The sequence below is a fragment of the Citrobacter sp. RHBSTW-01013 genome (assembly GCF_013781985.1).
In the GTDB taxonomy this organism is placed as follows: domain Bacteria; phylum Pseudomonadota; class Gammaproteobacteria; order Enterobacterales; family Enterobacteriaceae; genus Citrobacter; species Citrobacter braakii.
The window spans coordinates 626,568-652,525 of record NZ_CP056185.1 but is presented as its reverse complement, the minus strand read 5'-3'; the positions used below and the strand labels follow the sequence as shown (position 1 = coordinate 652,525).

The 25,958-nt window shown below is 51.6% G+C and carries 25 protein-coding genes and 1 other RNA gene; 13 read left to right on the top strand and 13 right to left on the bottom strand.

Going from position 1 to position 25,958, the window contains the following annotated elements; genetic code table 11:
* Positions 1-333: 333 nt before the first annotated feature.
* The 11 genes from HV350_RS03270 to HV350_RS03220 all read left to right on the top strand — a co-directional run bounded on the left by HV350_RS03270 (position 334) and on the right by HV350_RS03220 (position 7,612).
* Complete coding sequence (locus HV350_RS03270) at positions 334-1,635, top strand: MFS transporter (RefSeq protein WP_016154616.1); 1,302 nt, start codon at positions 334-336, stop codon at positions 1,633-1,635.
* A 134-nt stretch (positions 1,636-1,769) separates the two neighbouring features.
* The gene (gene exuR / locus HV350_RS03265) at positions 1,770-2,546 is read left to right on the top strand and encodes a transcriptional regulator ExuR (RefSeq protein WP_047499647.1); all 777 of its coding nucleotides are present in this window, start codon (positions 1,770-1,772) and stop codon (positions 2,544-2,546) included.
* Between the two features lie 348 nt (positions 2,547-2,894).
* Positions 2,895-3,557 carry a DedA family general envelope maintenance protein YqjA gene (gene yqjA, locus HV350_RS03260; RefSeq protein WP_003024820.1) on the top strand — a complete coding sequence of 221 codons (663 nt, stop codon included), beginning with the start codon at positions 2,895-2,897 and terminating at the stop codon, positions 3,555-3,557.
* Positions 3,558-3,575: 18 nt separating this feature from the next.
* Entirely contained in the window at positions 3,576-3,944 is a 369-nt protein-coding gene (gene mzrA, locus HV350_RS03255; RefSeq protein ID WP_029139667.1) for an EnvZ/OmpR regulon moderator MzrA, read from the top strand.
* 147 nt (positions 3,945-4,091) lie between these two features.
* Positions 4,092-4,460, top strand: a complete 369-nt coding sequence (locus HV350_RS03250; RefSeq protein WP_016154619.1) for a DUF1090 domain-containing protein — start codon at positions 4,092-4,094, stop codon at positions 4,458-4,460.
* 33 nt (positions 4,461-4,493) lie between these two features.
* Positions 4,494-4,799, top strand: coding sequence for a YqjD family protein (locus HV350_RS03245; protein WP_003024832.1), 306 nt, complete (start codon positions 4,494-4,496; stop codon positions 4,797-4,799).
* Positions 4,800-4,801: 2 nt separating this feature from the next.
* Positions 4,802-5,197 (top strand): phage holin family protein, encoded by a 396-nt coding sequence (locus tag HV350_RS03240; RefSeq protein WP_016157537.1) that lies wholly within the window; start codon positions 4,802-4,804, stop codon positions 5,195-5,197.
* Positions 5,197-5,496, top strand: a complete 300-nt coding sequence (locus tag HV350_RS03235; protein ID WP_003024845.1) for a YqjK-like family protein — start codon at positions 5,197-5,199, stop codon at positions 5,494-5,496. The genes HV350_RS03240 and HV350_RS03235 overlap by 1 nt, the downstream gene beginning before the upstream one ends.
* A 174-nt stretch (positions 5,497-5,670) precedes the next feature.
* Positions 5,671-6,063, top strand: a complete 393-nt coding sequence (locus tag HV350_RS03230; RefSeq protein ID WP_003024847.1) for a DoxX family protein — start codon at positions 5,671-5,673, stop codon at positions 6,061-6,063.
* 72 nt (positions 6,064-6,135) lie between these two features.
* Entirely contained in the window at positions 6,136-7,122 is a 987-nt protein-coding gene (gene yqjG, locus HV350_RS03225; RefSeq protein ID WP_181629772.1) for a glutathionyl-hydroquinone reductase YqjG, read from the top strand.
* 124 nt (positions 7,123-7,246) lie between these two features.
* On the top strand, positions 7,247-7,612 hold the full coding sequence (locus tag HV350_RS03220; RefSeq protein WP_016154623.1) for a DUF805 domain-containing protein: 366 nt from the start codon (positions 7,247-7,249) through the stop codon (positions 7,610-7,612).
* 64 nt (positions 7,613-7,676) lie between these two features.
* Here the strand turns inward: HV350_RS03220 and yhaJ are convergent, their stop codons facing one another.
* The gene (gene yhaJ / locus HV350_RS03215) at positions 7,677-8,573 is read right to left on the bottom strand and encodes a DNA-binding transcriptional regulator YhaJ (protein ID WP_016154624.1); all 897 of its coding nucleotides are present in this window, start codon (positions 8,571-8,573) and stop codon (positions 7,677-7,679) included.
* 104 nt (positions 8,574-8,677) lie between these two features.
* Here yhaJ and HV350_RS03210 point away from each other — a divergent pair, with 104 nt between their 5' ends.
* A complete protein-coding gene (locus tag HV350_RS03210) occupies positions 8,678-9,379 on the top strand; it encodes a pirin family protein (RefSeq protein WP_016157539.1) in 702 nt (233 codons plus the stop codon).
* A 26-nt stretch (positions 9,380-9,405) separates the two neighbouring features.
* Complete coding sequence (locus HV350_RS03205) at positions 9,406-9,555, top strand: hypothetical protein (RefSeq protein WP_165501422.1); 150 nt, start codon at positions 9,406-9,408, stop codon at positions 9,553-9,555.
* A gap of 53 nt (positions 9,556-9,608) precedes the next feature.
* Here HV350_RS03205 and HV350_RS03200 read toward each other — a convergent pair whose 3' ends face one another.
* The 12 genes from HV350_RS03200 to garK form a co-directional block, all read right to left on the bottom strand.
* Complete coding sequence (locus HV350_RS03200) at positions 9,609-10,919, bottom strand: serine dehydratase subunit alpha family protein (RefSeq protein ID WP_016154627.1); 1,311 nt, start codon at positions 10,917-10,919, stop codon at positions 9,609-9,611.
* A 24-nt stretch (positions 10,920-10,943) separates the two neighbouring features.
* Positions 10,944-12,275 carry an amino acid permease gene (locus HV350_RS03195; RefSeq protein ID WP_016157542.1) on the bottom strand — a complete coding sequence of 444 codons (1,332 nt, stop codon included), beginning with the start codon at positions 12,273-12,275 and terminating at the stop codon, positions 10,944-10,946.
* Between the two features lie 641 nt (positions 12,276-12,916).
* A protein-coding gene (locus tag HV350_RS03190) for an IS3 family transposase (RefSeq protein ID WP_181629770.1) occupies positions 12,917-14,265 on the bottom strand; the annotation gives its coding sequence in 2 pieces (ribosomal slippage) (positions 12,917-13,815 and positions 13,815-14,265; 1,350 coding nt in all).
* Positions 14,266-14,565: 300 nt separating this feature from the next.
* Positions 14,566-15,930: an L-serine ammonia-lyase gene (gene tdcG, locus HV350_RS03185; RefSeq protein WP_047413964.1), complete on the bottom strand. Its 1,365-nt coding sequence runs from the start codon at positions 15,928-15,930 to the stop codon at positions 14,566-14,568.
* Between the two features lie 87 nt (positions 15,931-16,017).
* Positions 16,018-16,413 carry an enamine/imine deaminase gene (locus tag HV350_RS03180; protein ID WP_016157544.1) on the bottom strand — a complete coding sequence of 132 codons (396 nt, stop codon included), beginning with the start codon at positions 16,411-16,413 and terminating at the stop codon, positions 16,018-16,020.
* A gap of 13 nt (positions 16,414-16,426) precedes the next feature.
* Positions 16,427-18,721, bottom strand: a complete 2,295-nt coding sequence (gene pflB / locus HV350_RS03175; RefSeq protein ID WP_181629768.1) for a formate C-acetyltransferase — start codon at positions 18,719-18,721, stop codon at positions 16,427-16,429.
* Between the two features lie 28 nt (positions 18,722-18,749).
* Positions 18,750-19,958, bottom strand: a complete 1,209-nt coding sequence (gene tdcD / locus HV350_RS03170; protein ID WP_016154632.1) for a propionate kinase — start codon at positions 19,956-19,958, stop codon at positions 18,750-18,752.
* Between the two features lie 31 nt (positions 19,959-19,989).
* Positions 19,990-21,321, bottom strand: a complete 1,332-nt coding sequence (tdcC, locus tag HV350_RS03165; protein ID WP_049282774.1) for a threonine/serine transporter TdcC — start codon at positions 21,319-21,321, stop codon at positions 19,990-19,992.
* 22 nt (positions 21,322-21,343) lie between these two features.
* Positions 21,344-22,333, bottom strand: a complete 990-nt coding sequence (gene tdcB / locus HV350_RS03160) for a bifunctional threonine ammonia-lyase/L-serine ammonia-lyase TdcB (RefSeq protein ID WP_003828594.1) — start codon at positions 22,331-22,333, stop codon at positions 21,344-21,346.
* Positions 22,334-22,431: 98 nt separating this feature from the next.
* A complete protein-coding gene (gene tdcA / locus HV350_RS03155) occupies positions 22,432-23,370 on the bottom strand; it encodes a transcriptional regulator TdcA (RefSeq protein WP_003828596.1) in 939 nt (312 codons plus the stop codon).
* Positions 23,371-24,368: 998 nt separating this feature from the next.
* Positions 24,369-24,745: RNase P RNA component class A (gene rnpB / locus HV350_RS03150), an RNA gene on the bottom strand.
* A 32-nt stretch (positions 24,746-24,777) separates the two neighbouring features.
* The gene (garK, locus tag HV350_RS03145; RefSeq protein WP_047358544.1) at positions 24,778-25,923 is read right to left on the bottom strand and encodes a glycerate 2-kinase; all 1,146 of its coding nucleotides are present in this window, start codon (positions 25,921-25,923) and stop codon (positions 24,778-24,780) included.
* Between the last annotated feature and the right edge of the window lie 35 nt (positions 25,924-25,958).

The following is a 25,958-nucleotide window of genomic DNA, read 5'->3' as shown; positions in this document are numbered from 1 at the left end:
AAACCTCGCGCCAAGCCGCACCAGCACTGGCTTTGCTGAATCGAAATAATGACCACACGAAGATTCACACTTTTGTGATGGCACTCACCTTTTAAAGATGTATGACAAGTTATCTTTTTGCCGTCGCGATACATAAGCCGACGGAATGCAAATTACCGATGTATCACCATCGGATTAACCGGTACGGAAACCGAATTAGCACAAATATTGACATGGCAGAGTTCGGGGAGTACCGGCTTTTTTTTCGGTTACCCCCTCGTAAAAGAACATCCTCCTCCCTGAACTGGAAGATGACCGCTCGTTCGCGGACATAACAAAACGATGAGGTTTTACATGCGTAAAATTAAAGGGTTACGTTGGTACATGATCGCACTGGTGACGCTTGGCACCGTGCTAGGTTACCTGACACGTAACACTGTGGCGGCAGCTGCGCCAACTCTGATGGAAGAGTTACACATCTCCACCCAACAGTATTCCTATATCATCGCAGCGTATTCTGCTGCTTACACCGTAATGCAACCTGTTGCCGGCTACGTGCTCGATGTGCTCGGCACAAAAATTGGTTACGCGATGTTCGCCGTTCTGTGGGCCGTCTTCTGTGGCGCGACCGCACTGGCTGGCAGCTGGGGTGGACTGGCGCTGGCGCGAGGCGCAGTCGGTGCCGCTGAAGCTGCGATGATCCCTGCGGGTCTGAAAGCCAGTTCTGAATGGTTCCCGGCAAAAGAACGTTCAATCGCCGTGGGTTACTTTAACGTCGGTTCCTCTATCGGCGCGATGATTGCTCCGCCGCTGGTCGTCTGGGCTATCGTCATGCACAGCTGGCAGATGGCATTCATTATTTCCGGTGCCCTGAGCTTTATCTGGGCCATGTGCTGGTTGGTATTTTACAAACACCCACGCGACCAGAAAAAACTGTCTGATGAAGAACGTGATTACATTCTGAATGGTCAGGAATCACAGCATAAAAACAGCACCGCCAAGAAAATGTCTCTCGGTCAGATCCTGCGTAACCGCCAGTTCTGGGGCATCGCGCTGCCGCGTTTCCTGGCAGAGCCGGCCTGGGGTACCTTCAACGCCTGGATCCCGCTGTTCATGTTTAAAGTCTACGGCTTTAACCTGAAAGAGATTGCGATGTTTGCCTGGATGCCGATGCTGTTTGCTGACCTGGGTTGTATCGTAGGGGGTTACTTACCGCCGCTGTTCCAGCGCTGGTTCGGCGTTAACCTGATCGTTTCCCGTAAAATGGTCGTCACCATGGGCGCATTGCTGATGATTGGCCCAGGGATGATCGGTCTGTTCACCAGCCCGTACATTGCTATCGCCCTGCTGTGCGTCGGCGGCTTTGCTCACCAGGCGCTGTCCGGTGCGCTGATCACGCTCTCTTCTGACGTATTTGGTCGTAATGAAGTGGCAACCGCGAACGGTCTGACCGGTATGTCCGCATGGCTTGCAAGTACGCTGTTTGCGCTGGTCGTTGGCGCGCTGGCTGACACCATCGGCTTCAGCCCGCTGTTCGCCGTACTGGCGGTATTCGACCTGCTCGGCGCGTTAGTCATCTGGACGGTATTGCAGAACAAATCGGCCAGCGAGGTAGAGTCAGCTTCGCAAACTGGCGATCCCGCTGCGCAAAGTTAACCAGACACGATTTAACAAGGTTATGTAATGCTAAGCCGCCAGTCATCTGGCGGCTTTTTTATCGCCGCGAGTGGAGCCGGAATCGCAAAAGTGGTATAACAAATAGAGTCTGCCGTATCATGCCTGGAGCGCATATGGAAATCACCGAACCACGACGTTTGTACCAACAACTTGCCGCTGATCTGAAAGAACGCATTGAGCAGGGTGTCTACCTGGTGGGTGACAAACTCCCCGCCGAGCGCTTTATCGCCGATGAAAAAAATGTCAGCCGCACCGTGGTTCGTGAAGCGATTATCATGCTCGAGGTTGAGGGCTATGTTGAAGTGCGTAAAGGATCGGGGATCCACGTCATTTCAAACCAACCCAAACACTATGTCGCGCCAGATGAAAGTCTGGAGTTCGCCAGCTACGGTCCGTTTGAGCTGCTCCAGGCTCGCCAGCTCATAGAAAGCAACATTGCCGAGTTTGCCGCCACCCAGGTGACCAAACAGGACATCATGAAACTGATGGAAATTCAGGAGAAGTCGCGTAACGAAAAAAGCTTTCGTGACTCCGAGTGGGATCTCCTGTTCCATGTGCAGGTCGCGCTGGCAACACAGAACTCTGCCCTGGCCGCGATTGTTGAAAAAATGTGGACTCAGCGTATTCACAACCCCTACTGGAAGAAGCTGCACGACCACATCGACCTGCGCACGATAGATAACTGGTGCGACGACCATGACCAGATCCTGCGGGCGCTGATTCGCAAAGATCCACACGCCGCCAAACTGGCGATGTGGCAGCATCTTGAGAACACAAAGCAGATGCTGTTTAACGAAACCAGCGATGATTTTGAATTCAACGCAGACCGTTATCTTTTTACCGATAATCCCGTCATTCATCTCGATACGGCAGCTAACGGCGCAAAATAAACAATCTTAACGATGCAGGCGCGACAAAGCGCCTGTTTCTGACGCTTGGTAAGCATTAGGTATAAAGTGTCAGCCTGTGTAAATCCTCTCGCCTCCCTCCATTGCGATAAGCAAAATCACAGGGCAACACCCGTAATTTCTATAACGGACTACGTTGACCTTTGTTACAATTAGTTGTTATTTGAATTTTTGTGTTTGAGAGCTTGCTTACTTCACAACTTTACAGGGAATAGTTCAGGCCGTGAATTTGTGTCAGACCGCGATCCATGTAAAAAACACCAATAAAATTGCGGCGTTACAAACTCCAGAATACCGGCATGACGACAACCGATTCTCCAGGAATATTGAATGGAACTACTGACTCAATTACTGAATGCTTTATGGGCTCAGGATTTTGAAACGCTGGCCAATCCCTCCATGATTGGCATGCTCTATTTCGTACTGTTTACCATTTTGTTTCTGGAAAATGGACTGCTGCCAGCAGCCTTTTTACCTGGCGACAGTCTACTGGTACTGGTCGGCGTACTTATCGCTAAAGGCGCGATGGGTTTTCCGCAAACGGTACTGCTGCTCACCACCGCGGCCAGCCTGGGTTGCTGGCTCAGCTATATCCAGGGGAGATGGCTGGGAAATACCCGCACCGTTCAAAACTGGCTGTCTCATCTACCCGCGCACTACCATCAGCGCGCACATCATCTGTTCCATAAGCATGGCTTGTCTGCCCTGCTGGTCGGTCGCTTTATCGCGTTTGTCAGAACATTACTGCCGACCATCGCAGGATTGTCCGGTCTGAACAATGCGCGCTTTCAGTTCTTTAACTGGATGAGCGGACTGCTTTGGGTTCTGATTCTCACAACGCTTGGCTATCTGCTGGGCAAAACGCCAGTGTTTCTCAAATATGAAGATCAGCTGATGTCTTGTCTGATGCTGCTTCCCGTGGTGTTACTGGTGTTTGGTCTGGCAGGTTCCCTGGTTGTGCTTTGGAAAAAGAAATACGGGAACCGAGGGTAAATTATGCTGAAATCATGCATAACACTCCGACGACTGGCCTGGACGACTACTTTTATGCTGTTTATCGGCGCGCTGCTCCTGACCTGGTCGGTCATCCGCCAGCAGGAGTCAACGCTTGCCATCCGTGCTGTAAACCAGGGAGCCACCATGCCTGATGGCTTCTCTATCTGGCATCACCTGGACGCCAACGGCATTCGCTTTAAAAGCATTACTCCGCAAAATGACGCGCTGCTGATCACCTTTGATTCCAGCGCGCAAAGCGCAGCCGCAAAGGTCGTGCTGGACCGAACGTTACCGCACGGTTTCGTTATTGCTCAGCAGGATGATGATAATCAGGCGGTACAGTGGTTATCCCGCTTACGTGATACCCCGCACCGTTTTGGTTAATCTCCAGGAATCTGAATTAGATCACTCACTTTGGTGATTTCATCATTTAGCGCCTATGATTAATAAACTGGGTTTATGACCCATTGCTTTATTATTCTGGAGCATCGGCCAAAGCCACAAGGTCGAATCACAATGGAAGGTTCAAGAATGAAATACCGCATCGCTTTAGCAATTAGTCTTTTCGCTCTCAGTGCCGGCAGTTACGCCTCCACCCTCTGTCAGGAAAAAGAACAGGATATTCAGCGGGAGATAAGCTATGCCGAAAAGCACAACAATCAAAACCGCATCAATGGTCTGAACAAAGCGCTGAGCGAAGTTCGGGCAAATTGTACTGACAGCAAACTGCGCGCCGACCATCAGAAAAAAATCGCCGAGCAGAAAAATGAGATAGCCGAGCGTCAACGTGATTTGGCCGAGGCGAAGCAAAAAGGCGATGCGGATAAGATAGCCAAGCGCGAACATAAGCTTGCTGAAGCTCAGCAAGAGCTGAAAGAACTCGAGACACGCGATTACTAAGTACGGTAACTAGCCACTCAACTGGAGAAAACTATGTCGAAAGATAATGCTACGGAAAACCTGCGCGCTGAGCTGAAATCTCTTGCGGATACGCTTGAAGAAGTACTTAGCTCCTCTGGCGATAAGTCGAAGGAAGAGATGAGTAAAATTCGCAGTAAAGCCGAACATGCGTTACGCGAGAGCCGCCATCGTCTGAGCGAAACCAGCGATGTGATTGCCAAACAGACCCGTGAGGCCGCGGCAAAAGCCGATAACTACGTACGCGAAAACCCATGGACAGGCGTCGGCATTGGCGCTGCAGTCGGTGTGGTGCTTGGTGTACTGCTGTCGCGCCGTTAATAATGGCAGACTCTCAACACGCGCAAGGTCCAGGCAAAGGCGTACTGGGTATTGGACAGCGGATCCTGACGATTCTCGTTGAGATCGTAGAGACGCGGCTGCGGCTGGCCGTCGTTGAGCTGGAAGAGGAAAAAGCCAATCTCATCCAGATCCTGCTGATGCTTGGGCTGACCATGTTGTTCGCGGCGTTTGGTCTGATGAGCCTGATGGTGCTTATCATCTGGGCCATAGACCCGCAGTATCGCCTGAACGCCATGATTGCCACCACCGTTGTGCTGTTGCTTTTAGCGCTTATCGGCGGGCTATGGACGCTGAGTAAAGCGCGTAAAACAACGCTGCTACGCCATACGCGCAATGAACTCGCTAACGACAGGCAGGCCCTGGAGGATGATGCATAATGAGCAGTAAAGTCGAACGTCAACAGCGTAAGGCGCAACTGCTTGGACAGATCCAGCAGCAAAGGCTGGATCTGTCGGCCACTCGCCGCGACTGGCTGGAAGCCACCGAAGTCTACGATCGTGGCTGGAAGACGCTGCTGAACCTGCGTGGCTGGGTGTTGGTCGGAAGCAGTATTATGGCGGTTCGCACCATCCGTAACCCGAATCTGCTGGTACGCTGGGCTAAACGCGGCTTTAGCGTGTGGAGCATCTGGCGTCTGGTTAAATCAACCATCAGACAACAGCAACTGCGCGGCTGATCACCTCTCCTCCCCCTAACCTCAAATTTTTTGAAAATTTCTGACAGTTTTCCTTGCTAACAATTGTCATTAGCCGCGTTTATGATTCTCTCCATCGACAGCAACGACGCACTCTGCGACGTCGTTGCACAAAAAAACACAATAAGCCGCCTGAGTGGTTTCCTGGAGAGTATGATGAAGAAATTAGAAGATGTTGGTGTACTGGTAGCGCGCATTCTGATGCCAATCCTGTTTATTACCGCAGGTTGGGGAAAAATCACCGGATATGCGGGTACCCAACAGTACATGGAAGCCATGGGCGTCCCAGGATTTATGTTACCGCTGGTTATCCTGCTTGAGTTTGGCGGCGGTCTGGCCATCCTGTTTGGTTTCCTGACCCGCACTACCGCGCTGTTCACCGCGGGCTTCACGCTGCTGACGGCGTTCCTCTTCCACAGCAATTTTGCGGAAGGTGTGAACTCTCTGATGTTTATGAAAAACCTGACCATCGCAGGCGGCTTCCTGCTGCTGGCTATCACCGGTCCGGGCGCATTCAGCATCGACCGTGTACTGAATAAAAAATGGTAAGCGAGCTATACTAAACGCATCAAAAAGCGAGGAGACATCTCCTCGCTTTTGCTATCTGAGGAGGCGAAAATCATGGGACAACTCATTGACGGCGTATGGCATGACACCTGGTATGACACCAAATCAACCGGGGGAAAATTTCAACGCTCTGCATCAGCTTTCCGTAACTGGCTCACCGCGGATGGCGCACCGGGTCCAACGGGCGAAGGGGGTTTCGCCGCCGAAAAAGACCGCTATCATCTCTACGTTTCTCTGGCCTGTCCGTGGGCGCATCGCACGCTGATCTTGCGTAAACTCAAAGGGCTGGAACCGTTTATTTCCGTTTCCGTTGTGCATCCGCTGATGCTGGAAAACGGCTGGACCTTTGACGATAACTTCCCGGCGGCAACCGGCGATACCCTGTATCAGCACGAATTTCTTTATCAACTCTATTTACACGCCGATCCGCAATACAGCGGTCGGGTGACCGTTCCGGTGCTGTGGGACAAAAAGAACCACACCATTGTCAGCAACGAATCTGCAGATATCATCCGTATGTTTAACACTGCGTTTGATGCGCTGGGCGCGAAAGCCGGGGATTACTATCCACCCGCTCTGCAAACTAAAATCGACGAGCTCAACGGCTGGATTTATGACAACGTCAATAACGGCGTGTATAAAGCCGGATTTGCCACCAGTCAGGAAGCCTACGACGACGCCGTAGAAAAAGTCTTTCAATCTCTGGCGCGACTGGAGCAGATCCTTGGGCAACATCGCTACCTGACCGGGTACCAGTTAACAGAGGCCGATATTCGCCTGTGGACCACGTTGGTGCGCTTTGATCCTGTGTATGTGACGCACTTCAAGTGCGACAAACACCGGATTAGCGACTATCTGAACCTGTACGGTTTCCTGCGCGATATCTACCAGATGCCAGGCATTGCGGAGACCGTTAATTTCGATCACATCCGCAATCACTACTTCCGTAGCCACAAAACCATTAACCCGACCGGCATTATTTCTGTCGGACCGTGGCAGGACCTCAACGAACCCCACGGGCGTGATGACCGTTTTGCCTGAATGACACGGGTCCCCTTTGGGGGCCAAATAATTAATACTGCAAATATTTACCAGTATTCCATTCACGGCTATTCTTAATTTGATTGCTTTAAAAACAAGTAATTGAATACAGAACGAGGCAAAAATGGATTGGTATTTAAACGTATTAAAGAACTACTTTGGTTTTGGGGGCCGCGCGCGTCGTAAAGAATACTGGATGTTTGTGCTGGTCAACATCATCTTTACGTTCGTGCTGGGCATTCTGGACAGAATGCTTGGCTGGGAACGCGCCGGAGGGGAAGGCATATTAACGACGATTTATGGGGTTCTGGTTTTTATCCCGTGGTGGGCGGTGCAGTTCCGGCGTTTACATGACACTGACCGCTCGGCCTGGTGGCTACTGGTGCTGCTGATCCCGATCGTAGGCTGGTTGGTAATCATCATTTTCAACTGTCAAAATGGGACTCAGGGGAGCAACCGCTTCGGCGCTGACCCGAAACAACTGTCCTGATGTAATACACCATCTTGTCGGCCGGATAAGGTGCATTTGCACCGCATCCGGCGTAACAGCCCTGCTATTTACCCGCAAACAGCTTGGGAATTTCCCGCAAACACCAGGATTTCGCTTCGCCCATGCTGTCTCGACGCCAGGCCATAATAATATCAATTTCGCTTGTCGATTCCGGGCTAACCACACGCAACCGACCCGCCGCAATGTCCTCTTCCACCAGCGGGTATGGCATCGTCGCCACGCCAAGGCCGGCCAACAGCGCCTGGCGTTTATCTTCTATCGAACTCACCGTCAGACGCGGCTGTTTATCCAGCAGTTGAACCGTCAGCACCGGACGTTCGCGGGCCGTGTCCGCCACCGCGATTCCACGGTACTTCACGCGGGTGACTTCCGATAACGGTTCCGGTTCCTGATGAATTGGATGATCCGGGGCCGCCACATATACGTTCATCAGCGAGTACAGCTTGCGCGAGTTGATTTCCGAAGATGAGCGAAAATGCATATCCGGCGCAATCACGATATCCGCCCGCCCCTGCTCCAGACGCTCCCACGCCCCGGCCAGAACCTCGGTAATAACGGAAAGCTGGGTATTGGCCTTCCCGGCAAGTCTGTCGATCAGCGGGAAAAACGCCGCCGTCGGCACCAGCGCTTCGGTGACGATGGTCAGATGCGTTTCCCAACCGCGAGCCAGCGCTTCGGCATCGGTGGTCAGCTTATCCGCAGCTTCCAGCAGTACACGCCCACGTTCCAGCAGCATACGCCCGACGTTGGTGAATTTTGTGCGATGACCTGAACGGTCGAACAGCACGACGTCCAGCTCTTCCTCCAGCTTCTGCATGGTATAGCTGAGCGCGGAAGGAACGCGCCCCAGTTCGTCCGCTGCGGCGGCAAAGCTGCCACGCCGGTCTATTGCGTCCATGACGCGTAACGCCTCAAGCGTTAAAGCCCTTTCTTTGGCCATCTCGTTCTCATTCAGGAAATTTGAACATACCGGGCAGAATATCTGGCTAACAATGCAGCGTCTAGCCATTTAACATAAAAGGAAGTAAAGAGAGGTCAAGATCTATGATTACTACCCGTACAGCCAAACAATGCGGGCAAGCAGACTACGGCTGGCTGCAGGCCCGTTATACCTTCTCCTTTGGACACTATTTTGATCCTAAACTGCTGGGTTATGCCTCGCTGCGTGTTCTGAACCAGGAAGTTCTGGCACCGGGAGCCTCTTTCCAGCCACGTACCTATCCGAAGGTGGATATCGTCAATCTGATCCTCGAAGGGGAAGCGGAGTACCGCGACAGTGAAGGTAACCATATCCAGGCCAAGGCAGGAGAAGTTTTACTGCTCGCCACACAGCCGGGAATTAGCTACAGCGAACACAATATCAGCAAAGATAAACCGTTAACCCGAATGCAGCTCTGGCTGGATGCCTGCCCGCAGCGCGAAAACGCCTGCGTACAGAAAGCCACGCTGAGTGCCGGTAAGCATCAGTTGCTCGCCTCGCCGGATGGTGAACAAGGCAGCCTGCATCTGCGTCAACAGGTATGGGTGCACCACGTTGAACTGCAACAAGGTGAATCGCTGAGTTTTCAGTTACATGGGCCGCGGGCTTACTTACAGTCGATCCACGGCAGATTCCATGCGGTGACATCTGGCGCCGAAAAGGAAGCGCTCACCTGCGGCGATGGCGCATTTATTCGTGACGAAACTAACATAACGTTAGTCGCCGATACCGCGCTGCGCGCTTTGCTGATAGATTTGCCCGTATAGTCAGGAAAAACAATGGAGTACGACTATTGAGCAAGAAATCATCAAAAAAATGCCAGCCGCAGGTTGAGCCGAAAAAACAGGATACTGTGACCTTCGGCTATGAAGAAATGCTGACAGAGCTGGAAGCGATTGTGGCGGATGCCGAGCTACGTCTGGAAGACGAAGAAGCCGCCTGAAAAGGCGGCTTAGAGTTATGCCGGGGGCGATTCCGCCTTACCCGGCCTGCAGATTAATGTGCCTTACTGGCCATGATCTCAATGATCTGCTTGTCGGTTTCCTGCATCGAGCGACATGCCAGCGCACACAGGTTCGTGATCGATTGCTCCACGTTGTGCGCCACAATCCCTTCATTGCCGGTCACTGCGGTGTCATCCAGCGCCATCAGCACCGCTTTCCACGCCGCAGATGCGCTGGTTGAAACTTTCATCGCGCAGCTGTTTGAGGCGCCATCGCAAATCATTCCGCTCACGTCGCCAATCATGCTGCTGATTGCCATCGCGATGGTGTTGTAGCGACCATCAACGATCCACGCCATCCCCGCCGCGGCGCCCATCGCCGCCGTGGTTGCCGCACACAGTGCAGACAAACGCGGAAGCTGATGATGGATGTAGATAGCGCTCAGGTGAGACAACATCAGCGCACGCGCCAGTTTCTCTTCATCCGCACCAAAGTGCTCAGCCACCACCATTACCGGAACGGTCGCGGTAATCCCCTGATTACCGGAGCCCGAGTTGCTCATTGCCGGAAGCGTCGCCCCGCCCATTCGCGCATCCGATGCCGCACTGGTGCGGATCAGAATAGAGGTGGAGAGATCGTTCGCCAGCAGGCCACGCGCGCACTGCTTCTCAAGCGTGGTTCCGATGTGCAAGCCCCAGTTACCGCGCAGCCCTTCCTGGGAAAGGGCACCGTTCAGTTTTGCCGCATCGAGAATAAAGCGGATTGACTCAAACGGTACCGCGTTCACGAACGCCAGAATCTCTTCCAGCGACGTGTGGGATAATACCGCCAGCGGTGACTCTTGTTCCTCTTCCTGAGCGTTCTGTTCTGTCGTGAACACCACGCCCTTATTGGTCTCAATGTGCACAATGTTGGTATGACCACCAACAATCGTCACGCACGCCCATCCTTCAGCGCTATAAACCTTCGCACGGGAGAAGAGAATGTCCTCGCATGGCTCCTGCAGCATCACCGCGACCTTCCCGGCGGTAAGCATCGCTTTCGCATCGGCAATCGCTTGAGGCGAGGCGTCTTTCAGTACCTCTAAACCGGCGTGGGCATTTCCCCCCAGCGCCCCCAGTGCCGCCGCGACAGGCAGCCCAACCATTCCGGTACCCGGCACGGTAACGCCCATGCCGTTTTTCATCAGGTTCGGTGAGACCCACGCATCAATGCGTTCAACCGCGCCGTCCAGCTCAGAGGAGGCGACCGCTGCCGCCAGAGCCAGAGAGATAGGTTCCGTGCAGCCCAGCGCAGGCTTAACTTCTTCCTGCACCGCGCGGATAAAACTATCCCATAATGGATTCAATGTAGTCTCAAACATAACAACAACCTTTGCTCAGATATCTCAGGAAAATGCCAGGAACGGAGAAACGCACAGCAGCAGGCCCGTGACAATAATCAGATACAGGGAAGCGCCTTTGTATTTGTGCAGTGCAGGAACTTTGTAGACCAACCAGGCCGGGATCAGACATCCCACCATGCCGAAGATAGGGCTACAAATAGAAGTGAAGCTCAGTACCGGCGCATTGAGCACAATGGCTCCCCACGCCAGCAGGATAGCGAAAACCATAATGCCGCGCTGAACCAGGGTCTCATTGATTTTCTCGGCTGGCATTTTGCGGCGCAGCACGTTCATCACGATCCCTTGAGTGGCTTCACGGAACCCTAAGTAAACGCCGAAGAAAGCGGTCATTACGGCAAAGATGTTCAGAATAACGCTGACGATTTTCACCCAGCCAGCACCCGCGCCGCTGATAAACTGCGCGGCAATCGCCAGAGCGGAAATGTTCTGCTCATAAGCTTTAACCGCTTCGTCATGGCCCATCGCCAGCGTGAAGGAAACGGCGTAGAAAAAGACGGTCACAAACAGAATACCGAACGCAATATTCATGGCTCGCAGGGCTTTATGGCGTGCCACTTCAATGGATTTATTGCGAGAACGATAGGAGATAACCATCGGGCTTAAGGTCTGAATAAACAGAATCGAGGTCAGGGTAAACGGCAGCGTGATAATCGCGTTTTTGATCAGCAGCGCCATCGGCGGCAGTGAACCTACGTTATATAAATGCCACATCCCAACCATCGACACGCCAAGCGCCGCCACCACCAGCAGCTTAGTCAGTACCATACCGGTGGAGATTTTAAACAGCAGTTTTTCCCCGCGGGACGAGATAGCCACCAGGATGCAAATCAGCACCAGGCCATAGAACGGGCTGTCGGACAGTAAACCTTCAGTAACGCCAAAAGTATGCAGGTAGGAGGCGCTATCGTTGGTGATGGCGGTGGAATAGACGAACATCCAGATAACCAGCATCACAAAATACAACGCACCTAACAGGATGCCCCAGTTCTTACCCAGATAGCCGCTGATTACGCTCGGGTAGTCTTTACACTCTGGGGACTCAGCCAGCGTATTAATAAACAGACGCTGGAACAGATACATGGCTGGGTAGCCGATGATAGAGGAGAGCAAAAACACCCACAGCCCCATCAAACCCACCTGGACGGGAAGAAAAACAATCCCCGCACCAATTGCCATACCGATACTCATAATGACCCAGCCGGTGTCCATGCTGTCGAATTTAATGGCTTCACGCCATTCACTTTCGGTCATTCCCGCCCGACGTGCCGGAGCAGATGCGTCGAGTATTACGCTGTTATTCGTTGCCGTTTCCATAATTTTCCGCTCAATGTGTAGGTAGAGGTTTTTATATTTTTTTCGTACTGCCTCAATGCGATACGCAGTACTACGGTGCAGGTGAGCTATTGGAGTAATGAGGAAATCATACGCGCAGGATCAGAGAAAAACTTCACAAACAAACCCCTGTAATTTCTAAAAGTTAAGAAATATTTTCTCTTTTATTTCCATATAAAGAATTGAATTTCTATATTTGAAGCAGATCACAACAAAAAAGGCGCACTAACATGTAATGCCAGTCAGTTAAGCATTATGGAGAACATGTGATTTCGGCTCAGGGTTCCGTTCACCTCAGTAGTATCACTTTTCTGAAGCGCTGATACCCGTGAACGTGCACGGTGCACTGACTTCCAGTTAACTCTGTTTTGCTGTTCAGATAAAAAACGCAGGTGGTCAGGTGTGGGCTGGTCCGGCTGAAAATTGCCGACGTGTTTCCGTAAGGCCGGGAGAACCCGCAGGGATGCGGGTTCAGGGCGCGTTTTGCAGGGACGCTACCTCGCGCCCGGCCCGGTAGCCTGGAGGAATAAACGGAGGGGACCGCGGAGCGGCAATTTTCCCGCCGGGAGCCGGGATTGTTAAGGGTACGGCGATTGTACTGAACCCCATAACCTGGACACTTTTTACATTTCTCTTGATGCCCGGTATTCCACCGGGCTCATACCTGTTTTGAGGCTGATCCTTTCATTATTGAAGTAACAGATATAGCCTTCGATATCCTGCATCAGCACATTCACTGAGTCATACCGGTTACGGTGATACATCTCCACCTTCAGATGGCTGAAGAAGTTTTCCATCACCGCATTATCCAGGCAGTTCCCTTTGCGTGACATACTCTGGGTCACTCCGGCATCTGCCAGCATTGAACGCCACATCGGCGTCCGGTACTGCCAGCCCTGGTCACTGTGTAGCATCAGCCCTGTTTTCCGGACTGGGGCTTTCAGCGCTTGTTCCAGCATCCCGCAGGTCAGGCTCAGCACCGGCTTCTGAGACATCTGCCACGCGATAATTTCGAGATTAAACAGGTCCTGCACCACAGACAGATACAGCTTCTCCTGTCCGATCCTGAACTCTGTCACATCAGTGCACCACTTTTTTCCGCTTTCTTCTGTTCTGAAGCGCCGGGCAAGAAGATTAAGCGAAGCCTGATTACTGTCGTTCATCCACGAACTGTACTTTTTGCGCCGAATCTGACAGAACAGACCCTGCCGCCTCATCAGCTTCCCCACCGTTTTATGGTTCAGTCGGGTACCCCTTCTTCTCAGCTCCGTAGTCATGCGACGATAGCCATAGCACTCCTTGTGTTGCCTGTGGATTGCCGCCATAAGCGGTATTACTTCCGCGTATTTGTCAGGCCTGCTGGCGGGTTTAGCCTGATGATAGTACCAGCTGCTGCGGGGCAGGCTGGCCGCCCGCAGCAGGCATCTCAGCGAGTGGTCAGGCAGCAGCAGGCGGACTAGCCGGGCTTTTTCTGCTGCTCCCTGAGCGCATTTTCCGCTCTCAGGGCCTTCAGCTTTTTTAAATATGCATTCTCCGCCCGCAGATATTCAAGCTCTCTGAGCAGCTCAGGATGCGTCATTTCACTGTAAGGTTTTGCTTCGGAAGGCTGTTTACGTTTGGTCATGGCGGAGCCTGCTCTGGACGGATTAAGTTCCACTGTGCCTTTTGTACGATATCTGTGCAACCAGTTCTGGATCAGCGTCTCATTGGGAATGGCAAAGAGCGCAGAAGCGTCAGCGCTGCTGCAGCGGTTTTCAAGGATATAGTGAACCACACGAAGTTTGAACTCTGCGGAATAAAAACGATGAGGACGATGCTCCAGACCTGTCTCACCCTGCTGCCTGAAGGCGCGTATCCAGCGGGAGAGTGGCGTCCTGCCGACTTTAAACTGGCGTGCAGCTTCAGCAATTCCGGCTTGGCCGGACAGAACGTGCTGAACAGCCGCCAGTCTGAGAGGAAAAGGATGTTTCATTTTGAACCTCCGGAGTCTGAACTGTTTGTCCAGGATCCGGGGTTCAGTACAGCGATAGCACCCTTAACACGTTCACAGGTCGTATTGTCTCAGAGAAGTGATATCACTAAGGTGAACGTAGCAATACGCCGGAGGCAACAGATTCATTACCTCCGTATGTGCCACTTTCCATTATCGCTACGGCCACTCATCCTCGTTAACTGACAAGCATTACGCACTAACGTGCACCTTTTTTTATCATGCCATATTGATTAATTTATTGCTGGATAGCGCTGCGCTGACCAGGCACGGCTTTACACCTCAGGTACAAACCACTTTAATTGCCAACCCACCGCGTGAGGTTTCACGGTATTTGTCGTTCATATCTTTGCCCGTTTCATACATGGTCTCGATCACTTTATCGAGCGAAACGCGTGGTTCTGACGTTCGACGTAGCGCCATGCGCGCGGCGTTGACGGCTTTTACTGCGTTGATCGCATTACGTTCAATGCACGGTATTTGCACCTGTCCGGCTACCGGATCGCAGGTCAGCCCCAGGTTATGCTCCATGGCGATTTCCGCTGCGATACAGACCTGCGACGGGCTACCGCCCAGCAGTTCCGTCAGACCGGCAGCCGCCATTGAACAGGCTACGCCAATCTCACCCTGGCAGCCCACCTCAGCACCAGAAATAGAGGCGTTCATCTTATACAGCGCGCCTATCGCCCCCGCGGCCAGCAAATATCGGGCAATGGAGTTCGCATTCACCGGACGGCGGAACTTGTCGTAATAGGCCAATACGGCGGGAATAATCCCACATGCACCGTTGGTCGGCGCCGTCACAACCCGGCAGCCGGCGGCGTTTTCTTCGCTCACGGCCAGCGCGAACATGTTGATCCAGTCAATAACGTTCATCGGGTCGCTGGACAGATTATCGCTGGAAACCAGCAACCGACGTAATGCCACGGCGCGACGCGGAACGTTAAGCGGCCCCGGCAGGACGCCTTCGGTGTTCATGCCGCGCTCAATCCCGGCGTGCATGACGTCCCAAATGGCGGCAAAGCCAGCATCGATTTCCTCTTTGCTGCGCATCGCCAGCTCGTTTTGCATCATCAAGCCGGAAACAGACAGCCCATTGCGCTCGCACAGTTTCAGCAGTTCGCTGGCGGAATGAAAATTGTAGGGCACGTGTGCTTCAACATCATGCACCTGCCCAAATTGCTCCTCTTCAATGATAAAACCACCGCCGACGGAGTAATAGGTTTTGCTTAATAGCCTCTCGGTGCCGTTCCACGCGGTGATACGCATGCCATTTTCATGGCGTGGCAGCGTTTCGGTATGAAAGAGAATATTTTCATCTGGAGAGAAATCGACAACATGCGCGCCCTCAGCAACCGGCAAACGTCCGGTACGGGCCACTTCCTGAGTAAAACCAGCGATTGAGTCTATATTAACGTTTTGCGGACTGTTACCGGCCAGCCCCATCATGATCGCGACATCTGTCGCATGACCTTTCCCGGTCAGGGAAAGCGATCCGTAAAGATCGACCACAATATGCGTGGTTCTGGGGAGTTCGCCGCTGCTGACCAACAGATCGATAAAGCTTTTACCTGCGTTCATTGGCCCCACGGTATGGGAGCTGGAAGGTCCAATGCCAATCTTGAAAATATCGAATGCGCTAATCATATCCACACCCTCGGATTGCCGTTCAGTGAAGACCAGGTTTCACACTCATTAAGGATTGGGGCGATCCTGAGATCGCCCCGCAAGGGATTACAGCGTGTCGCCACGTACGGCGATGGCTTCAATCTCCAGCTTCACATCCTTTGGTAAGCGGGCGACCTGTACGCAACTGCGCGTGGGGTAGATAGCCTGATGCTCATCAAAGAACTGCTGGTACACCTGGTTAATGGTGGCGAAGTCGTTCAGGTCGGATACGAAAACGGTAGTCTTCACGATATCGCTCACTTTCAAACCTGCGGACTCGACGATCGCTTTCACGTTTTCCAAGCTTTGACGTGCCTGATCGGCCACGTTTTCTGCCACTTCACCGGTCTGTGGACACACCGGGATTTGACCTGACGTCAACACCATGCTGCCCAGATCCACCCCCTGTACGTAAGGCCCAATCGCCCCTGGCGCACATTCGGTTGCAATAACTTTTCTCATAATCCCTCCGGCGTCAGAGCGCCTGGGTGAAAGTACGTGAAATAACATCCTGCTGCTGTTCACGGGTCAACGCGTTGAAGCGCACCGCATAGCCAGACACGCGGATCGTCAGGTTTGGATAGTTTTCCGGGTGCTCAATAGCATCCATCAACATTTCACGGTTCATAACGTTAACGTTCAGATGCTGCCCACCTTCCACATGCGCTTCATGGTGGAAGTAACCGTCCAGCAGACCAACCAGGTTGGTTTTACGCACCCCATCTTCTTTGCCCAGTGCAGCCGGCACAATGGAGAAGGTGTACGAGATGCCGTCTTTGGCATAGGTAAACGGCAGTTTGGCCACCGAGGTTAACGACGCAACCGCGCCTTTACGATCGCGACCGTGCATCGGGTTAGCCCCTGGTGCAAACGGCGTACCTGCGCGACGTCCGTCCGGCGTGTTACCGGTTTTCTGTCCGTACACCACGTTGGAGGTGATGGTCAGGATGGACTGCGTCGGCACTGCGTTACGGTAGGTTGGCAACACCTTAATTTTCTTCATGAAGCGTTCGACCAGGTCGCAGGCAATGCTGTCTACTCGCTCGTCGTTGTTGCCGTATTGCGGATAGTCGCCTTCGATTTCGAAATCGACAGCCAGGCCGTTTTCATCACGAATCGGTTTCACGCGGGCGTATTTGATAGCCGACAGAGAATCCGCCGCCACGGACAGACCCGCCATACCACAAGCCATCGTGCGATAGACATCACGATCGTGCAGCGCCATCAGCGAAGCTTCATAGCTGTACTTGTCGTGCATATAGTGGATGATGTTCAGCGCGCTGATGTACTGCACGGCCAGCCAGTCCATAAAGTGGTCCAGGCTCTCCATCACCGTATCGTAATCCAGCGCGTCATCCATCAGCGGTGCCGTTTTCGGCCCAACCTGAATTTTCAGCTTCTCATCCACGCCGCCGTTGATTGCGTACAGCAACGTTTTGGCGAGGTTGGCACGCGCACCGAAGAACTGCATTTGTTTGCCGATAACCATCGGGCTTACGCAGCAGGCAATGGCATAGTCATCGCTGTCAAAGTCGGCACGCATCAAATCGTCGTTTTCATACTGCAAAGACGAGGTGATGATAGACACCTGGGCGGCGTACTTTTTGAAGGCAATCGGCAGCGCTTCAGACCACAGCACCGTCAGGTTCGGCTCAGGCGCCGGTCCCATGGTGTGCAGCGTATGCAGGTAGCGGAACGAGTTTTTCGTCACCAGCGTGCGGCCATCCAGCCCCATGCCGCCGATAACTTCAGTCGCCCAGATAGGGTCGCCTGAGAACAGGGTGTCGAATTCCGGCGTACGCAGGAAGCGCACCATACGGATCTTCATAATGAAGTGGTCGATCAGCTCCTGCGCCTGCTGCTCGTTTAAAATTCCCGCTTTGAAATCGCGCTCAATATAGATGTCGAGGAACGATGCGGTACGGCCCAGCGACATTGCGCCGCCGTTCTGAGATTTCACCGCAGCCAGGTAAGCAAAGTAAACCCACTGCACCGCTTCCTGCGCATTACGCGCCGGGCGGGAGATATCGCAGCCGTACTTCGCTGCCATTTCCTGCATCTGCAGCAGGGCGCGACGGTGCTCAGACAGCTCTTCGCGCAGGCGAATCGTGGCTTCAAGATTCTGGCCCCACTCCAGGTTCGACTGGAGATCGGCAAACTGCAGTTCACGCTCACGTACCAGGTAGCGGATACCGTACAGCGCGACGCGGCGATAGTCGCCGATGATACGACCACGGCCATAGCCGTCCGGCAGACCGGTCAGCACGCCGGATTTACGGCAGCGCAGCATATCCGGAGAGTAGGCGTCGAATACGCCCTGGTTATGGGTTTTACGCAGTTCAGTAAACTGGTATTCAAAATCAGCATCCATCTCACGACCATAAGCATCAAAAGAGCTCTTGATCATGTTGATGCCGCCAAACGGATGCAGAGCACGCTTGAGCGGCTTATCCGTTTGCAGACCAACGATTTTTTCCAGTTCTTGTTCAATATAACCCGCATCATGTGCGGTTATCGTGGTGGCAATATTGGTATCGAAATCAACCGGCGCGTGCGTCGAGTTTTCAATACGGATGCCCGCCATAACTTTTTCCCACAATGCAGTGGTCGCTGGCGTTGCTTCGGCGAGGAAAGATTCATCCCCTTCATAAGGCGTATAGTTGTGCTGAATAAAATCACGGACATTAATTTCTTCTTTCCAGTCCGTACCTTTAAAGCCATTCCAGGCTTCGGCATACAGCATATCGCTGGTATCGATATTTACCTTCATGAAAAATAATCTCTCTGCTGAAAATTAATTATGCAAATTCTACTGGTATATTAATTTTGCCTAACGCAATGGCATCACGCGCAATCATTTTCTCTTCATTTGTGGGAATAACCGCACAAATAACACGAGCATCTTTATTAGAGATAATTCTTTCGCCATGGGAATTTGGCAGGCTATTCATCTCGCTGTCGATATTCACCCCTAAAACGGCGAGATGCTCGATAACCAGACGACGAATTAATACCGAGTTCTCACCTATTCCACCGGTGAAAATAATCCCATCAAGACGATGCAGCGAAGCGGCATGTCCGGCGATATGGCGCGCGATACGATGCACAAACGTTTTAATCGCCAGCTGCGCACGCTCATGTCCCTCGTGCCAGGCTTTTTCTAACGTACGTAAGTCAGAGGACAAACCGGAAATACCCAGTAAACCGGACTCTTTATTCACAACGCGCTCAAGGTCGCTCAGCGTCTGGTTGGTTTCGCTGGCAATCCACGCCATGGCGCCGAAATCGACGTCGCCGCTGCGTGTGCCCATCATCAGCCCTTCCAACGGCGTCATGCCCATTGAGGTATCAACGCTCTGCCCGTTACGCACCGCGCAGATTGACGCGCCGTTCCCCAGGTGAGCCACAACCAGACCGGAGTCATCACTCTGCAGCTCAAGAAGCTCATGCGCTCGCTGAGATACATAGCGGTGCGACGTACCGTGGAAGCCATAACGACGAACGCCTAACTCCTCAAAATATTTCCACGGTAGACCGTAAAGATAGGCCTCAGGGGCCATCGTCTGGTGGAAGCTGGTGTCAAATACCGCAACCTGCTGCACGCCTGGGAAAAGGTGCTGTGCGGACTCAATCCCACTGAGGTTCGCATAATTATGTAACGGTGCTAAAGGCGATACCCGGCGAATATTATCGATAACGTCGTCAGTAATAATTGCTGATTCGGTAAAGATATTTCCACCGTGGGCAATGCGGTGGCCAATTAAGGCCACGCTGTCCATTAAATTACGTTTTTCCAGTTCAACGGCGATTGCTTTTAATGCGTCTTCGTAGCTGTGGTGAGCCAGCTTAGCTGGCTCTCCTCCATTAATTGCTATGAACGCATTTTCAGAGTTAATACCGTCCGCGATTCCCGCCATTAAAACTTCACAGTTCGCTGCATCCAGCACTGAGAATTTAATGGAAGACGAACCACAGTTAATAACCAGTACTACCGGAAACTCATTCATTTCACTACTCCGCTCATCCTGAGCTTAAGGATTAAAACAGTTTGTAGACGATGTTCAGGATAGTCAGCAGACCAATCGCGGTAACAAACACGTTATCCAGACGGCCACGGTATTTCGCCAGTGATGGCGTTTTACGGATGGCATACATCGGCAGCAGGCAGAGCAGAGAGGCAATAATCGGCGCACCCATTGCTTCAATCAGGTCCAGGATGTTCGGGTTGGCGTAAGCCACAACCCAGGTGGAGCCCATGATGAAGATCATGCTGATGGTATTAAGTTTGCCAGCGGAAACCTTAGTTTTATCGCCTTTGTAACCAAACTTCAGCACCAGACCGTTCAGACCTTCCAGCGTGCCCAGGTAGTGGCCGAAGAAAGATTTGAAGATAGCAACCAGTGCGATGATTGAAGCGCCGTACTCCAGAACGGTCGCGAAGGTGGACTTCGAACCGGACAGTGAAGCGAAGTGGTTCGCCAGGTAAGACAGTACTGGAATGTTCTGCGCTTTCGCATCCGCCATGTTTGCCGGAGAGAGCGTGAACAGGCAGCTAAAGGCAAAGAACATCACCACGGCAACCATCAGCATACTGGCGCGGGAGATGATTTTTGAACATTTCTGCTCGGTAAATTCGCGACCGTAATCTTTCTCATACTCTTCACGTTTAGAGACCACGAAGGAAGAAACGATAGGTGAGAAGTTGAAAGAGAACACCATGATGGAAATACCCAGCCACACGGTAACCAGGATGCCGTCATGGCCAGTCAGAGCGATATTGCTGAGATCAACCTGATCGATAACCGCAGAGTTCCAGTAAGGAATCAGAGACAGAGAGATCAGCACCAGGCTGGCAATAAACGGCCATACCAGGTAGCTCATCACTTTAACCATCAGATCCTTACCAAACCAGATGACGAATGCCATCAACAGCAGCAGGAACAGTGCCACGAAGCCACGGTTTAACGCTGGCATCTGCAACTGGTTTTCCCAAAAGGTCATAAAGGTGTTGGTAATGGTGACGCCATAAATCCACAGCAGCGGACAAATCGCAAAGAAGTAGAGGAACGTGATAACCACGCCGCCCGTTTTACCAAAGTGCTCTTCAACCGTTTCTGTGATGTTACCGGAAGGGTTAGAACCGGAAAGACACAGGCGTGCCAGCGCCCGGTGGCAATAGAAGGCGATGGGGTATGCTAACACCAGCATTATCAGAATGGGGATCAGTCCGCCAAAACCTGCGCGGATAGGGAAGAACAGCACCCCGGCGCCGATGGCTGTACCAAATAAACCCAGTGTCCAGGTGGTGTCCGATTTGCGCCAGGACGACTGTTTTGTCTGGCTGGATACAATGCTATCAGTAGTACTCATATCCTATCCTCAACGAAGTATATTAAGCGTCAACTAAACCAGTAATTTGAGATACACGAGAAAGGTCGATATTACCGCCAGAAATAATGCTGACTGTTTTTCTGTTCTGGATATAGCTATCTAATTTCCCGCTTAATAATGCTGCGCAAGCCAGCGCGCCGGCACCTTCAGTCACAACTTTATTTCGCTGAATTAATGCCACCATGCTGTTGCGAATTTCATCTTCGCTGACCAGGACAATGTCATCCACCAACTCACGAACAATTTCATACGTTAAAGTACCCGGGCGGGAAACGTCACAACCATCCGCCAGGGTGCCGGTCGTTCGGTGCGTGGTTATTTCTCCAGCGTGGAAAGAAGCCGCCATGCCATGAACATTTTCAGACTGTACGCCAATAATTTTAATAGTCGGGTTAATAGATTTAATTGCCACCGCAATACCAGCAATCAGTCCGCCACCGCCAATTGGCACAATCACGTTATCGACATCGTACAGATCTTCCAGAATTTCCAGACCAATAGTGCCCTGACCAGCAATCACTTTCGGGTCATCATAGGGCGGAATAAAGATACGGCCTTCAGTTTCCACAATCTCGCTAACCTTAGCGATGGTGTCGTTGAAGTTGTCGCCGTGCAGCACAACCTCTGCGGAATAATCGCAGGTTGCAGCAACTTTAGACTTCGGCGCGCCTTTCGGCATGACCACTTTGCCGTCGATTCCGAGCATGGCGCAGGAGAGAGAAACCCCTTGCGCATGGTTACCTGCAGAGCAAGCCACCACGCCCTTACATCTTTCAGCTTCGGTTAATGAACTGAGCTTGTTAAACGCACCACGGATTTTAAATGAACCGGTACGCTGCATATTTTCAAACTTGAGGAAAATTTCCCCTTTGCAACGTTCACTAAAATAGTTAGAGCGAGGCATTCCCGTTTTATAAATTTTCCCCGCCAGTCTTTTTTTCGCTTCGAGGATATCTTCAATTGCAACTGGGAGATCGTATGTAATGTGCATTAGAACCTCTTACTAGGGTATTAAAGTAAATAGATAGCCGTGACCATTGTCAGAAATAGACAGATGGCGTTGATTTCGTGTTAAAACAAATTCAATCTTTAATCAATTTCAATTAATTGCCTTCGTCTCCGACAATTATATGATGAATACTCTTTGGCTAATTCCACCAAAATAGATGCTGCTTTTTTAATTCGATAATTTTTCGACCATACGGCGGCATAACGCGCGACGGGTAAGGTTTCTTCTACCGGGATAGTAATAAACTGGTTTGAGCCAAATGGTGTGGTCATATCGCAGGGAATTACTGTTAAGAAATCAGCATTGAGAACAAGATTATAAATCGTAACGACGGAGTCTGTTTTAACGATGTTTTCACTGCTGATGCCATTATTTTGTAACGTGGTTAGAAGTTCACTGTAGTACCCCATATTCGTTTGTGGCAACACCCACTGTTCGTTTTTCAACGCGCTCAGCGAGGTGATGCCGGTGCATGTTCGGGACTTGCTGGCAACCAGGATGAAGTCTGACTCAAAGAGCGGTTCAACATGCAGATCGTGCAGTTTCATCTCATCACTCAGCGTACCGATCGCGAAGTCCAGACGCCCGTCACGAATCGCAGGTAAGAACGAGGAGAGCTGAGCTTCATACATGGAAACCTGCGCTTTCGGGAACACTTCTTTGAATTTTTTAATCATGCCGGACATGATGGTGAAGGCAATCAGTGAAGGAAAGCCAAACGACACATCAACGACCGCATTGCTCGTCATGCTGTTCATCTCATCAACCATGTTCTTCATTTCACGGGTAATAGATTCAGACCATGAGAGCATAACCTGACCTGCCTGAGTTAATGTCACACCAGTATTTTTGCGTACGACTAACTCAATACCGAAATAAGCTTCTACATCATTAATGATTTTGCTGACAGCCGGTTGAGTTAAACCTAATTCTTTTGCAGCTGAGCCGATAGAACCACTTCTAATGACTTCCTGAAAGACCACTAAGTGCTGTGTTTTAGGGAGTGTAATAGTATTCATATCGACCTGCGCTAATTACTTTGTTGACGGCAGGAAGTGTACCAAATTAAGCGAACGAGGATATGTGCTACCACTCACAAATCCCCTTGACTTACATTTTGTAAGACTATTATTTAAATTGAAATCACTTAATAATCATATAGATATGAAATATCGATCTCACTTTATCCTGACTTTAATCAAAAAAAGATGGGGGGATAACGATTTTTTATGGCTATAACAACACCATTTCTCCTGCTATTTCTTAAAACCACGAAAGGCTATATTTCAATCAATTACAGAGTAATTACCAGGCAAAACAGCGCTTAAATTTAATAAGCAACTTATCAAATATAATTATATTTTATCGTTTATAGTGGTCAAATAACGTTATGCATCACGTTTTTTAGCCTTATTTGTTTGTAAAGAAACATTGCGTTTATTAATATTTAAACCAAAACATACAAATAATCATCATATGCAACATTGCATTAACAGTAGTTTTGTACAATTTATCAGCCAGTAATTTTGTGATGGCGATCGATTGCGTTCGATTATTCTCGATAAAAACGTATCGCGCAGCGTTTTGTGCTAGTCATCACAAAAAAGGAAATATCCCGCAAGACATTCCCTTAGATAAAAGAAGTTCAGCGCGTAAATAAATGTCAAATAACGATGAGATGAATGGGAAATAAAGGCCTGATTCGTGGTGAACCAACTACAACACGACAGGAAAAACGTCTGCCGGATGGCAGTGTAAACGTCTTATCCAGTCTATAAAGCAAAAACCCCGCCAAAGCGGGGTTTTATAAAGAGTGAATTTGACCGATAAGCCGCGTTCTTTTGAGTATAGCGTCGTGGACAGTCATTCATCTCACTTGCCTACAAAGCAAAAACCTCGCCGAAGCGGGGTTTTTATAAAGAGTGAAGTTGACCGATAAGCCGCGTTCTTTTGAGTATAGCGTCGTGGACAGTCTGCCTACAAAGCAAAAACCCCGCCGAAGCGGGGTTTTATAAAGAGGTGAAGCTGACCGATAAGCCGGGTTCTGTCGTGGACAGTCATTCATCTAGGCCAGCAATCGCTCACTGGCTCAAGCAGCCTACCCGGGTTCAGTACGGGCCGTACCTTGTGAACCCCTATTTGGCCTTGCTCCGGGTGGAGTTTACCGTGCCACGGACTGTTACCAGCCGCGCGGTGCGCTCTTACCGCACCCTTTCACCCTTACCTGATCCCACTTGCGTGGGCCATCGGCGGTTTGCTCTCTGTTGCACTGGTCGTGGGTTTCCCCCCCAGGCGTTACCTGGCACCCTGCCCTATGGAGCCCGGACTTTCCTCCCCTCCGCCCGTCTCCCCCGAAGAGGACGACGACGAAGCGGCGACTGTCTGGTCAGCTTCGGCGCGCAGTATAGAGGGTTTGCGGGGCATTGTCACCCCGCACTGCGCATTCCTATCGCCAACGTGGCGGCGATGTTTCTTGAAGCGCGATAAATATTATCAAATGCCCCACGAAAGGCCTCTTCCAGCGTGCTGATGGTGGTTAATACGCTAAACACCGCATCGATACCATATTGATGCACCACCTCCACATCGCGCGTCAGGCTGCCGCCAATACCAATTACCGGCTTGTGGTACTTCTTCGCGACATTCGCCACCCCCACCGGCACTTTGCCGTGAATGCTCTGGCTGTCAATCCGCCCTTCTCCGGTCACCACCAGCGTACAGTCATGAATATGCTCTTCCAGATTGAGCGCCTGGGTCACAATCTCAATACCACTGCGCAGCTCCGCACCTAAAAAAGCCATTAATGCGGCACCCATTCCGCCAGCCGCACCAGAGCCAGGAACGTCTTTCACATCAACCCGCAGCGATTTTTTAATGATGTCGGCATAGTGAGACAGATTGCGGTCCAGTTCGATAATGCGTTCTTCCGTCGCCCCTTTCTGCGGGCCAAAAATGCGCGAAGCGCCAGTATCGCCGGTGAGTGGATTGGTTACATCGCAGGCCACGCGAATTGAGCAGGTTTTTAAGCGCGGATCCAGGCCCGTTATATCGATGGTGTTCAGACTCTCCAGGCTTCCACCACCGTTGCCAATCTCTGTCCCGTTGGCGTCGCAGAGTTTCGCCCCCAGCGCCTGCACCATACCCGCGCCGCCGTCGTTGGTCGCACTACCGCCAATACCAATAATGATGCTCTGCGCACCGCTATCCAGCGCCTGCAAAATCAACTCCCCGGTGCCGCGCGACGTGGTGACTAACGGGTTACGCTTTTCAGGTGGAACCAACGCCAGACCGCTGGCTGCCGCCATTTCGATAAACGCGGTTTTACCATCTCCAGACATGCCCCAGCAGGCATTCACTTTTTCGCCCAGCGGCCCTGTCACCCACGCTGAATGTTCACTCCCCTGCGTAGCGGCAATCATGGCTTCGACCGTTCCTTCACCGCCATCGGCAACCGGGACAGAAACATATTGCGCATCGGGGAAAATTTCCCGAAATCCTTTTTCTATTGCCTGAGCTACCTCGGTGGCAGAAAGGCTTTCTTTATAAGAGTCTGGGGCAATTACGATTTTCATAGTTATGTAGCCTGACAGTGCCGCGCAAGGCAAGA

Bases quoted from the DNA above. Each gene is read 5' to 3' on its own strand.
- HV350_RS03245 (WP_003024832.1), top strand. From the start codon at position 4,494: ATGTCGAAAGATAATGCTACGGAAAACCTGCGCGCTGAGCTGAAATCT.
- tdcB (WP_003828594.1), bottom strand. From the start codon at position 22,333: ATGCACATTACATACGATCTCCCAGTTGCAATTGAAGATATCCTCGAA.
- garK (WP_047358544.1), bottom strand. From the start codon at position 25,923: ATGAAAATCGTAATTGCCCCAGACTCTTATAAAGAAAGCCTTTCTGCC.
- yhaJ (WP_016154624.1), bottom strand. From the start codon at position 8,573: ATGGCCAAAGAAAGGGCTTTAACGCTTGAGGCGTTACGCGTCATGGAC.
- HV350_RS03195 (WP_016157542.1), bottom strand. From the start codon at position 12,275: ATGGAAACGGCAACGAATAACAGCGTAATACTCGACGCATCTGCTCCG.
- tdcD (WP_016154632.1), bottom strand. From the start codon at position 19,958: ATGAATGAGTTTCCGGTAGTACTGGTTATTAACTGTGGTTCGTCTTCC.
- HV350_RS03210 (WP_016157539.1), top strand. From the start codon at position 8,678: ATGATTACTACCCGTACAGCCAAACAATGCGGGCAAGCAGACTACGGC.
- pflB (WP_181629768.1), bottom strand. From the start codon at position 18,721: ATGAAGGTAAATATCGATACCAGCGATATGCTGTATGCCGAAGCCTGG.
- tdcG (WP_047413964.1), bottom strand. From the start codon at position 15,930: ATGATTAGCGCATTCGATATTTTCAAGATTGGCATTGGACCTTCCAGC.
- HV350_RS03250 (WP_016154619.1), top strand. From the start codon at position 4,092: ATGAAATACCGCATCGCTTTAGCAATTAGTCTTTTCGCTCTCAGTGCC.
- yqjA (WP_003024820.1), top strand. From the start codon at position 2,895: ATGGAACTACTGACTCAATTACTGAATGCTTTATGGGCTCAGGATTTT.
- tdcC (WP_049282774.1), bottom strand. From the start codon at position 21,321: ATGAGTACTACTGATAGCATTGTATCCAGCCAGACAAAACAGTCGTCC.
- HV350_RS03270 (WP_016154616.1), top strand. From the start codon at position 334: ATGCGTAAAATTAAAGGGTTACGTTGGTACATGATCGCACTGGTGACG.
- exuR (WP_047499647.1), top strand. From the start codon at position 1,770: ATGGAAATCACCGAACCACGACGTTTGTACCAACAACTTGCCGCTGAT.
- yqjG (WP_181629772.1), top strand. From the start codon at position 6,136: ATGGGACAACTCATTGACGGCGTATGGCATGACACCTGGTATGACACC.
- tdcA (WP_003828596.1), bottom strand. From the start codon at position 23,370: ATGAATACTATTACACTCCCTAAAACACAGCACTTAGTGGTCTTTCAG.
- HV350_RS03220 (WP_016154623.1), top strand. From the start codon at position 7,247: ATGGATTGGTATTTAAACGTATTAAAGAACTACTTTGGTTTTGGGGGC.
- HV350_RS03230 (WP_003024847.1), top strand. From the start codon at position 5,671: ATGAAGAAATTAGAAGATGTTGGTGTACTGGTAGCGCGCATTCTGATG.
- HV350_RS03235 (WP_003024845.1), top strand. From the start codon at position 5,197: ATGAGCAGTAAAGTCGAACGTCAACAGCGTAAGGCGCAACTGCTTGGA.
- HV350_RS03180 (WP_016157544.1), bottom strand. From the start codon at position 16,413: ATGAGAAAAGTTATTGCAACCGAATGTGCGCCAGGGGCGATTGGGCCT.
- HV350_RS03200 (WP_016154627.1), bottom strand. From the start codon at position 10,919: ATGTTTGAGACTACATTGAATCCATTATGGGATAGTTTTATCCGCGCG.
- HV350_RS03240 (WP_016157537.1), top strand. From the start codon at position 4,802: ATGGCAGACTCTCAACACGCGCAAGGTCCAGGCAAAGGCGTACTGGGT.